Consider the following 9,973-nt stretch of genomic DNA (forward strand, 5'->3'; position numbering starts at 1 on the left):
CTGGCGGCCAGGGTGGGGCCACCGCTGTCCGCGGTGTGGGCCTCGGCGGTGGCGGGCAGGGTGGCTTCCTGGCTGCGACGCACGATGTTGTTGGCGTGGTCCTGATCGGGGTCGCTGAGGGCCTCGTGGGCGGCCAGCGCCAGATCGCCGGCGCTGGCGTAGCGGTCTTCGGGTTTCTTGGCCATGCCGCGGGCGATCACCGCGTCGAAGGCCTTGGGGACGCCCGGGCGCACGGCGCTGGGTTTCGGGATCGGGTCCATCAGGTGGGCGGTGACCAGGGTGCTGGCGCTGTCGGCGCGGTACGGCGGGGACCCGGTCAACGCCTCGTGCAGCACGCAGGCCAGCGCGTAGATGTCGGCGCGGTAGGTGACCTCGTCGTTGGAAAAGCGTTCGGGCGCCATGTATTTCCAGGTGCCCACCGCGGTGCCGAGTTGAGTCAATTTTTCGTCGGTGGTCGCGCTGGCGATGCCGAAGTCCACCAGGTAGGCGAAGTCGTCGCGGGTGACCAGGATGTTGGGCGGTTTGACGTCGCGGTGCATCACCCCGGCGGCGTGGGCGGCGTCCAGCGCCGAGGCGATCTGGGTGATGATGGCGACCGCGCGCGGCGGGGTCAGCGGGCCGAACCGCTTGAGCACCGCGTCCAGGTCGGTGCCCTCGATGAGGCGCATCTCCATGTACATCTGGCCGTCGATTTCGCCGTAGTCGTGGATGGGCACCACGTGGGGTTCCTGCAAACGGCCGGCGATGCGGGCCTCGCGCTTCATCCGCTCGCGAAACACCGGGTCCTTGCTGAACGTGTCCGACATCAGCTTGACCGCCACCGTCCACTCCTTCACGGTGTGCTCGGCCTCGTAGACCTCGCCCATCCCACCGCGGCCCAGCAGCCGCTTTAGGTGATAGGGCCCGAACGTCGAACCCACCCGTGAGGCCTGCGCGTCGCTCATCCCTGACCCTCCAAACCAACCCCGGACCCGCCGACCATATCAACAACGTCCGGCCTCAACGGCCAACCGCGAGCCCCGTACTCAGCAATCAAGACGGTAAGCCCGCGGCGGCCCCGCCGCAGGACATCCACCGCATTGCTAACCGGGGCGCCGCCACAGCAGGAGATAACGCCAGAACAGGAGCCGACGGACGCGGGCGCCCGGCAGGGTCGCGGCGGCGATTTCGCGGGCCTGCCGGGTGGTCAGCGGCGGTTCGAAAACTTTCGGCATCGCGTCGTTGACAGCATCCAGTCGGTACCAGTCGCCGCGGCCCGCCGCCCGGAGCGCGGCGAACACCGCGCCGAGCGCCGGATTGCCCACCGCCGCAACGATTTCGGCGGGCGCCTCCCGGGGCAGGTCGGCGCGCGGCAAGACCACCGCGGCCAGCACGCCGCCCGGGCGCAACCCCGGCGCGAGCTGCCGCAGCGCGTCGGCGAGCGGCACCTGGTGCAACGCGGTGATCGACACGATCGCGTCGTAATGCGCTGCGGGCAAGGGCGCCGCCATCACGTCGGCGTGGGCGCAGGTGACGTTGTCCGGTGCGCGCCGCCGGGCCGCCTCGATCATCGCCGCCGACTTGTCGATCGCATCGACGTGATCGGCGCGGCCGGCCAGTCGCGTCGCGAATGCCCCCGCGCCACAACCGACGTCGAGCACCCGCCCGCAGCGCCGCGGCAGTTGCCGCAACAGGATTCGTTGGTAGTAGGCGTTGTGGTCCCACGCCAACCGGCTCGCCCTCAAGAGTGGGCAGCCCACCATTTGTACAGCTGATCCAGGTTGGGCCCCTGCGCATTTCCCCCGACGACGGCGAACACAAGGGTCTGCTGGCTCGTCCACATCACCTTCGGCTCATCGCCCGTATAGGTCCCGCAGGCGATTTGACCGAGGATGGTGTTCGGGTCTTTGTTGTGCCACCAGGTGCCGGGTGAGGCTTTGTCTCCGGGGCACTTAACGAGCGTGTCGGTTCCGCTGTAGCGATTGAACGCGTCCTGCACGCCTTGCAGGTCCGAGAACAGCGCGTAGGCCGAGATCGTGGGGCCGTTGGGGTCGGTGTTGGGCCCGCACGAGACGGAGACGATCGCGCCCGGCATCGGTTGGGGGTCTGGATTGCAGGTGCCGGATGGATAGCCGGCGGGCAGCAGGCCCATCAGCCGGCTCACGCTGGCGGGCGAGGGGCCGGACGGCGACGGGGAGGTGGTACGGGTGCTCGTTCTCTTGGTGGTCGTGGTCGTCGTGGTGGTGGTGCTGGCCGCGGTGGGGGTTTCGCTGTCGTCGTTGCCGACCGCGATCGAGATGCCGACGGCGGCGGCGACGAGGACGACCACGGCCGCCGCGGCCCCGGCGACGATGGCCCACGGGTTGCGCCGGCGCGGTGGCGCCGGCGGGTGCCCGGGACCCCACGGCGCGGGGCCGGCGAATTGCGGTGGTGGCCCGCCGAAAGGGGCTTGGTACCGCGGCGGATTCGGTGGGGGCGGGCCCGCAACGGGCATGGGCCGCGGCACGGAACCAACGGCGCCCTTCGGTACGGACGGGGCGGACTGCTCACTGTGGCGCAGGATGTTGACGGCCTGCGTCTGCTCCGGATCGGTGAGCGCATCGTGGGCGGCGCGCGCCAGGTCACCGGCGCTGGCGTAGCGGTCGTGCGGCTTTTTGGCCATGCCGCGCGCGATCACGGTGTCGAACGCCCGGGGGATGCCCGATCGTTTGACGCTGGGCTGGGGGATGGGCTCCACCAGGTGGGCGCTGACCAGCACCCCGGCGCTATCGGACGGGTACGGCGGGGAACCCGTGAGGCATTCGTAGAGCACGCACGCCAGGGAGTAGATGTCGGCGCGGTAGGTGACTTCGTCGTTCGAAAAGCGTTCGGGCGCCATGTATTTCCAGGTGCCCACCGCGGTGCCGAGTTGAGTCAATTTTTCGTCGGTGGTCGCGCTGGCGATGCCGAAGTCCACCAGGTAGGCGAAGTCGTCGCGGGTGACCAGGATGTTGGGCGGTTTGACGTCGCGGTGCATCACCCCGGCGGCGTGGGCGGCGTCCAGCGCCGAGGCGATCTGGGTGATGATGGCCACCGCCCGCGGCGGGCTCAGCGGGCCGAACCGTTTGAGCAACGAATCCAGGTCGGTGCCCTCGATGAGGCGCATCTCCAGATACATCTGGCCGTCGATTTCGCCGTAGTCGTGGATCGGCACCACGTGGGGTTCCTGCAAACGGCCGGTGATGCGGGCTTCGCGTCTCATCCGCTCGCGAAATACCGGATCCTTGCTCACGGATTCCGACATCAGCTTCAGCGCCACCGTCCAGCCCTTGACGGTGTGTTCGGCCTCGTAGACCTCGCCCATGCCGCCGTGGCCGAGGGCCCGTTTGAGCTCGTAGGGTCCGAACCTCGACCCCGAACGCGAGCCCGGCGCCCCGCTCATCGATCCTCCCAAACCAACCCAGACCCGCCGACCATATCAACACCGGTGCCGGGCACCCGGTCAGCGCTTTAGGTGGTGGCGACCATCAGCTCGTTGCTGGCGTCCCATGCCTTGAGGAACACCGACATCGGGATCTGCGCGTCGCGGCCCTTGGGATCGCCGCTGTCGTTCAGGTGGACGATGTTGAAGGCGGCGTCGACGCCGGTCACCACCACGGCGTGGTCGCCGAGCGGCTTGCCGTTCTTGTCCTTGGTTTCGACGGGCACGTTCCAGATGAGTTCGCCGTTGACGCTGACGATCACCTTGTGGCCGGTGCCCAGCTCCTGCTCGATGCCCCGGATGCCGCCGGGGATGCCGTCTTCGGCGGCGTACTGCCTGTTGGTGATGAGGGCGTCGACCTTGTACTGCTTGAGCAGCGTCGGGACGTCGGCGAACATGGTGCCCTGGCCCGAATTCGGGTTCTTCGTGTCGGCCGGCGTGATGTAGATCGAGCCGGGGTGAATGGTGCTCGGGGTCGATTGGGCCTTCTTGATGATCGCCTCCTCGGAGGGTTCCGTGCCGGTCACCTGGCCGATCACATCGGCGCTGGCCATCAGCACGCAGTCGTCGTATTTCTGGTGGCGCCACCACTTGGCGGCGGCCTCGGGGTCGCCGTACGTGGCGCCCGAGGCCGCGCCGGCCGGGCTGGCCGCTCCCAGGGCGGCGGCCCCGGCGGCCACCGCGAAGACGGCGGTTTTGGCGATGTGTTTGATCGTGCTGGCGTGCATGGGTAGTCCTCGTCCTTTCTCGTTCCGCGTTGTTGCGGTTTGGTTGAGAAAAGGTTCCGATCTCGGACTTGTCGTTATCTCAACGGATCCTTGGAGTGATATTCGCGCCGCTAATCCCTTGCCGCGCAACGGAGAATGGGGACCCCGGCTGGCGGGATCCCCATTCGGGTGGGCGGGTGACTAGGTGAGCCGGCTGGACAGCTGGGGGCAGTAGGCGTGGGCCGCGTCGACGACGAAGTAGGCGGCCTGCTTGCTCGTGAGGTTTGTCTGGCTCAGCACTTCCGTGGCGACGTCCGTCCCGGACTTGCCGGCGGCCAGCTCCCTGCATACCTGGTGGCCTTCCTTGCTGGCCTCCTGGGGTGACGTGAACGTGACGCCGAGGCCCCTCATCTCGGTGATGAAGGTGTCGTCGGCGGTGCCGGCCCCTGCCGCCCCTGCGGTGGCGACCGCGAGCCCGGCGGCGGCGGCGCCGACGGCGGTGGTGACGGCGGCGGTGGTGCGGGGAGAGAACATTGTTGATCCTTTACTGGTGGGTTCGGCCCTGGATGCGCTCAGCCTCGGGCCGAATCCTTGAAGGATTCTCAATAAGTTCTTGGCGCAACTTCGCGTTGACGTCTTATTCGGTGCCGGCCTTGTTCCCCGCGGCGATCTCGAACGTGAACTCGTGCTCGCCGATGCGGACGTGATCGCCGTCGTGCAGCGGGGTCGCCCGGCGGATCCGCTGGTTTCGCACGTACACCCCGTTCGACGAGCGCAGGTCGTTGATCACGAAGCTGCTGCCCGTGTCGACGATGACGGCGTGGTAGCGGCTGACCTTGGGGGTGGCCAGGACGATGTCGTTGTCGCTGAGACGCCCGATGCGGGTCGCGGCCTCGTCCAGCGCGTGGGTGTCGCCGGACTCTTCGCGCAGGTACGCGACGGCGTCCCGATCGGACACCATCGTGTACTGGTCCATGACCGTGAGCGTCACGGCGGCGGTGGTGACGGCGGTCTTCTTGACGTCCAACGGTTCCTGGCGCAGGATCCGGTCGTTGAGTTCGCGCAGGTTGTGGCCCGGGTCGATGCCGAGGTCCTCGGCGAGCGTTTCCTTCACGCGGCGGTAGGCGGCCAGGGCATCGGATTGGCGGTCGGTGAGGTAGTAGGCCGTGATCAGCTGCGCCCACAGCGGCTCGCGGTAGGGATGCTCCACGGTCAGGGCCTCGAGCTCGGTGGTCACGGCAGAGGCGCGTCCGCAAGCGATTTCGGCCTCGGCCCTCGCCGTGTGGACGAGGATCTTCTCCTCGACCAGGGAGGTGGCGAAGGCGTCGACGAACTGAAAGTCGCGCAGGTCCTCGAGCACCTGCCCGCGCCACTCGGCCAGCGCCGCGGAAAGGTGCTTGCTGGCCTGTTCGAACCGGCCGCCGGCGGCCGCCTGCACGCCCGCAGTCTTCTCGGCGATGAATCGCCCGATGTCGCAAGCGTCGTCGGGGATGCTGAGGCGGTAGCCCGGGGGCGCCGCCGCCAGCACCACCCGCGAGTCCACCCCGAATCCGCCGAGCAGCTTCCGCAGGTTGGACACGTAGGAGTGGATGCTGGCCCTGGCCCCCGACGGCGGCGAATCCTCCCAGAGAGCCGTGGAGAGCCGGTCGACGCCCACGGGGCTGTTGCGGTTCATCAGCAGCAAGGCCAGGACGGCCCGCTGCTTGGGGGTGCCCGCCGGCACCAAGGCGCCATCGACGCTCATTTCCAGCGGTCCCAGCAGACCGAACTCGAGACGTTTGTCCACCATCGCGCGTAACAGCCTCCCTGTCTTCCGCGGCGTTCGCGTGCCAATGAGGTGTCTTGTGCTTGTGATTGTCATACGAATCGGGCGAATTCGGTAACAACCCGCGAAATGCGCCGCGTCGCGGAAATGCGCCTCAGCCACGCAATCCTGGCCGCCTCGGGTGAATCGGGTTAGGGCTCAGGGAAATCCGGACGCCACTTCAGAGCGTGACGACCATCAGCTCGTTGCTTGTCTCCCAGGACTGAACGAAGAGCGGCAGGGGAATCTGCTCGTCGCGCCCCTCGGAGGTGCCGCTGTCGTTGAGGTGGACGATGCCGTGGGTGGCGTCGACGCCCGTCACCACCACCGCGTGGTCGGACAGCGGGTTGCCGAACTTGTCCTTCTCCTCGACAGGCTGGTGCCAGATCAGTTCGCCGTTGAGGCTGACGATCACCTTGTGGCCGCCGCCCAGCGCCTGCTTGAGTCCCGCGATGCCCGGACGGATCCCGCTTCTGGCGGTGTCGTCCCTGTCGATGACGACGGCGGTGACCCGGTATTGGGCGAGCAACGTCGGCACGTCCGCCAGGCTCGCGCCCCCGCCCGAACTGGGGTTGACCGGGTCGGCCGGCTTGGTGTAGATCGGGCCCGCTGAGACGACGCTGGGGGTCGAGTGGGCCTTGGCGATGATGGCCCTCTCCGAGGGTGCGGCACCGGTGAGCTGGCCGATGACGTCGGCGCTCGCCATGAGGACGCAGTCGTCGTACCGCTGCTCGTGCCAGTACTCGGCGGCGGCAACCGGGTCGCCGTACATGACTTCCGACGCCGCGCTTGCCGGGGCGGCCACGCCGAACGCGACGGCGCCGGCGAGGACCGCGACGGTGACGGCCTTGGCGGCGGCGGCGATCGTGGTGGCTTTCATGGCGTGTCCTTGCTCGTTTCGAACCCGTGCGGGTCGGTTGAGGAAAGGCTCCAATCCCGGCCTTGTCGGTATCTCCACGAATTCTTGGAAGGGCCCGCACATCCCGGCTCCAGCGGCGGATGGGGGATCCCGGTGAACCGGAATCCCCCATCGCGGTAGGTGGTGGCTAGGTAGCCTGACCGGCGAACTGCGGGCAGTAGAACTTGGTGGCGGCAGCCACGAAGTAGCCCGCATCCCGGGGCGACAGCCGCGCGTGGGTCATCAGCATGATCGCGACGGCCGCCTTGCTCTTGCCGGCGGCCAGCTCGCTGCACACCTGGTGCCCGGCCTGGATGGCCTCTTGGTCTGAGCCGAAAGACGTGGCCTGGACCGTCATCGGGGGGACGGCGTTGCCGTCGGCGACGACTGCCCCGGCGGTGCCGGCGGTCGCGACGGCGAGCCCGACGGCGGCGGTGCCGAAAGCGGTGGCAACGGCTGCGGTGATGCGGTGTGTGAACATTGTTGTGGTCCTTTGCTGCTCGGTTCGGCGTTGAACGTGTTCAGCGTCGGGCCGGCCCCTTGGGGGATCCTGAACGAATTCTTGGTGGCTACGCCCGCGTCATCGCGTAATAGGCGCCGCGCCGGGCCAGCAGCTGGACGTGGCTGCCGTGTTCCACGATGCGGCCGTCCTCCACGACCAGGATGCGGTCGGCGTCCCGGATCGTCGAAAGTCGGTGCGCGATAATGAAACTCGTTCGATCCCGGCGGAGCTCGCGCGTGGCGCGCGCAACGAGGGCCTCGGTGCGGGTGTCGACCGAGCTGGTGGCCTCGTCCAGGATCAGCAGCTGCGGTTGGGCGAGGAAGGCGCGGGCGATGGTGATGAGCTGCTTCTCGCCGGCGCTGATGTTGGCGCCGTCCCCGCTGACGCGGGTCTGGTAGCCGGCCGGCAGCGTGTGCACGAACCGGTCGACATAGGCCGCCCTGGCCGCGGCCACCACCTCGTCCTCGCTGGCCTCCGGCCGCCCGTAGGCGATGTTCTCGGCGATCGTCCCGTCGAACAGCCAGGTGTCCTGCAGCACCATGCCGATTCGCGCGCGCAACGACTGCCGGCTCACCGTGGTGATGTCGACCCCGTCGATCAGGATTCGGCCGGAATCGACGTCGTAGAAGCGCATCAGCAGGTTCACCATGGTGGTCTTGCCCGCCCCGGTCGGTCCGACGATCGCGACGGTGCTGCCGGGTTCGGCCACCAGCGACAGGTCGTGGAGCACCGGCGTGCCCGGCCGGTAGGCGAAGTTGACGTGCCGGAACTCGACGCGGCCGCCGTTGGATCGTGGCAAGTCGCGCTCGGGGGCGGGCGGTTCCTCGGGCTCGTCGAGCAGGTCGAACACCCGCTCGGCGCTGGCCACCCCGGATTGCAACGTGTTGTACATCCCGGCGACCTGGCCCACCGGCGCGTTGAACTGCCGGACGTATTGGATGAAGGCCTGGATGCTGCCGAGCGTGATCTGCCCGGTCGCCACCTGCAGGCCCCCGACGACGGCGACGGCGACGTAGCCGATGTTGCCGACGAACGTCGTCGCCGGCGCCACCAGCCCGGAGAAGAACTGGGCGCCGAAACTGGCCTGGTACACGTCGTCGTTGCAGCGGCGGAACTGCTCGCGCGCGGCGGCCTGGTGGCCGAACGTCTTGACCACCGTGAACCCGCTGTAGGTCTCCTCGATGTGGGCGTTGAGGCGTCCGGTGCTTGTCCACTGCGTGACGAACAGGCGCTGCGAGCGCCGCGCGATCGCGCGGGTCGCCAGCAGCGAGACCGGCACCGCCAGCAGGGTGATCAGGGCCAGCGGCGGCGAGATGGACACCATCATCGCCAGCACGGCCACCACCGTCAGCACCGCCGTCACCAGCTGGCTGATCGTCATCGACAGCGACGACTGGACGTTGTCGATGTCGTTTGTCACCCTGCTCAGCAGCTCGCCCCGCTGGCGCCCGTCGAAATAGGACAACGGCAACCGGTGAATCTTGTCCTCGACATCGCGACGCAGCGCGACCATGGTGCGCTGCACGGTGAGGTTGAGCAACCAGGCCTGCGCCCAGATCAGCAGCGCGGCAATGACATACAGGGTCAGCGCCAGCGCCAGGGTCCTGCCCACCCCGCCGAAGTCCACGCCCCGGCCCGGCACCACGTTCATCCCGGACAGCAGGTCGGCAAAGGCGTTGTCGCCGCGGGCCCGCGCCGCGGCCACGGCTTGCGCCTTGCTGATTCCGGCGGGAAGCCGCCGCCCGATGACGCCGTTGAACAACAGGTCGGTGGCGTGGCCGAGGATCCGTGGCACGACGACCCCGATCGCCGTGCCGGTGATGCCCAGCGTGATCACCGCGACGCTCAGCGTCCGTTGCGGCGCAAGCCGTTTCACCAGACGGGCCGCCGACCCCCAAAAGTCGCGGGAACGTCCCGCCGTCGGTGCCACGGGCGCGACGGTCATTGCAAGGCGCCCACCGACTGCGAGTCGGCGAATTCGGCGTAGGTGGGGCAGTCGGCCAGCAGCGCTTCATCCGTGCCCGCGCCCACCAGCTTCCCGCCGTCGACGACGATCACCTGGTCGGCCTGGGCTGCGGTCGAAACGCGCTGCGTGACAACGACGATCGTCGCGTCCCCGGACGTCTGCGCCAGCGACGCGCGCACCCGCGCGTCGGTGTGCACGTCGAGCGCGGCGAACGAGTCGTCGAACAGGTAGATGGCGGGCCGGCGGATCACCGCCCGCGCGATCGCCAGCCGCTGCCGTTGGCCGCCCGAAAAGTTGATCCCGCCCTGGGCCACCCGCATGTGCAGCCCGTCGTCGTGGGCCCGCACGAACCCGTCGGCGTCGGCCACCCGCAACGCTTCCCACATCTCTGGTTCCGTAGCGTCGGCCTTGCCGTAGCGCAGGTTGTCCGCGACCGTGCCGGTGAACAGGTAGCCGCGCTGGGGGACCAGGCCGATCGCGGACCACAGCCGCTCGGTGTCGTAATCGCGGACGTCGACGTCGTCGACGAGGACCGCGCCGCCGGTCACGTCGTAGAGCCGGCAGATCAGCGACACCAGCGTCGACTTGCCCGAACCGGTGCTGCCGACGATCGCGGTGGTGGTGCCGGGCCGCGCCGTCAGCGACAGGTCGTGGAGC

Annotated in this window: 9 protein-coding genes and 1 pseudogene; all 10 read right to left on the reverse strand. The window is 68.7% G+C overall.

Going from position 1 to position 9,973, the window contains the following annotated elements; translation table 11 throughout:
• A pseudogene (locus tag A5787_RS20460) lies at positions 1–944 on the reverse strand (serine/threonine-protein kinase); the annotation flags it as partial.
• A gap of 138 nt (positions 945–1,082) precedes the next feature.
• Positions 1,083–1,709 carry a bifunctional 2-polyprenyl-6-hydroxyphenol methylase/3-demethylubiquinol 3-O-methyltransferase UbiG gene (locus tag A5787_RS20465; protein ID WP_231994090.1) on the reverse strand — a complete coding sequence of 209 codons (627 nt, stop codon included), beginning with the start codon at positions 1,707–1,709 and terminating at the stop codon, positions 1,083–1,085.
• A gap of 11 nt (positions 1,710–1,720) precedes the next feature.
• The gene (locus A5787_RS20470; protein ID WP_066970381.1) at positions 1,721–3,400 is read right to left on the reverse strand and encodes a serine/threonine-protein kinase; all 1,680 of its coding nucleotides are present in this window, start codon (positions 3,398–3,400) and stop codon (positions 1,721–1,723) included.
• A 68-nt stretch (positions 3,401–3,468) separates the two neighbouring features.
• Positions 3,469–4,167 (reverse strand): hypothetical protein, encoded by a 699-nt coding sequence (locus tag A5787_RS20475; RefSeq protein ID WP_066970384.1) that lies wholly within the window; start codon positions 4,165–4,167, stop codon positions 3,469–3,471.
• Between the two features lie 180 nt (positions 4,168–4,347).
• Complete coding sequence (locus A5787_RS20480; RefSeq protein ID WP_066970387.1) at positions 4,348–4,680, reverse strand: DUF732 domain-containing protein; 333 nt, start codon at positions 4,678–4,680, stop codon at positions 4,348–4,350.
• A 103-nt stretch (positions 4,681–4,783) separates the two neighbouring features.
• Positions 4,784–5,935 (reverse strand): BTAD domain-containing putative transcriptional regulator, encoded by a 1,152-nt coding sequence (locus tag A5787_RS20485; RefSeq protein WP_066970390.1) that lies wholly within the window; start codon positions 5,933–5,935, stop codon positions 4,784–4,786.
• Between the two features lie 196 nt (positions 5,936–6,131).
• Complete coding sequence (locus A5787_RS20490) at positions 6,132–6,830, reverse strand: hypothetical protein (protein ID WP_066970393.1); 699 nt, start codon at positions 6,828–6,830, stop codon at positions 6,132–6,134.
• Between the two features lie 166 nt (positions 6,831–6,996).
• The gene (locus A5787_RS20495) at positions 6,997–7,329 is read right to left on the reverse strand and encodes a DUF732 domain-containing protein (RefSeq protein ID WP_066970396.1); all 333 of its coding nucleotides are present in this window, start codon (positions 7,327–7,329) and stop codon (positions 6,997–6,999) included.
• An 88-nt stretch (positions 7,330–7,417) separates the two neighbouring features.
• Positions 7,418–9,295 (reverse strand): ABC transporter ATP-binding protein, encoded by a 1,878-nt coding sequence (locus tag A5787_RS20500; protein WP_066970398.1) that lies wholly within the window; start codon positions 9,293–9,295, stop codon positions 7,418–7,420.
• Positions 9,292–9,973, reverse strand: a 682-nt coding sequence (locus A5787_RS20505) for an ABC transporter ATP-binding protein (RefSeq protein ID WP_156764051.1), incomplete at its 5' end; no start/stop codon positions are given. The genes A5787_RS20500 and A5787_RS20505, both read right to left, overlap by 4 nt.

The organism is Mycobacterium sp. 852002-50816_SCH5313054-b (assembly GCF_001667185.1).
GTDB lineage: Bacteria > Actinomycetota > Actinomycetes > Mycobacteriales > Mycobacteriaceae > Mycobacterium.

What these genes read in the sequence shown, in the direction of transcription:
- A5787_RS20470 (WP_066970381.1), bottom strand. Translation starts at nt 3,400, where the DNA reads ATGAGCGGGGCGCCGGGCTCGCGTTCGGGGTCGAGGTTCGGACCCTAC.
- A5787_RS20475 (WP_066970384.1), bottom strand. Translation starts at nt 4,167, where the DNA reads ATGCACGCCAGCACGATCAAACACATCGCCAAAACCGCCGTCTTCGCG.
- A5787_RS20480 (WP_066970387.1), bottom strand. Translation starts at nt 4,680, where the DNA reads ATGTTCTCTCCCCGCACCACCGCCGCCGTCACCACCGCCGTCGGCGCC.
- A5787_RS20485 (WP_066970390.1), bottom strand. Translation starts at nt 5,935, where the DNA reads ATGGTGGACAAACGTCTCGAGTTCGGTCTGCTGGGACCGCTGGAAATG.
- A5787_RS20490 (WP_066970393.1), bottom strand. Translation starts at nt 6,830, where the DNA reads ATGAAAGCCACCACGATCGCCGCCGCCGCCAAGGCCGTCACCGTCGCG.
- A5787_RS20495 (WP_066970396.1), bottom strand. Translation starts at nt 7,329, where the DNA reads ATGTTCACACACCGCATCACCGCAGCCGTTGCCACCGCTTTCGGCACC.
- A5787_RS20500 (WP_066970398.1), bottom strand. Translation starts at nt 9,295, where the DNA reads ATGACCGTCGCGCCCGTGGCACCGACGGCGGGACGTTCCCGCGACTTT.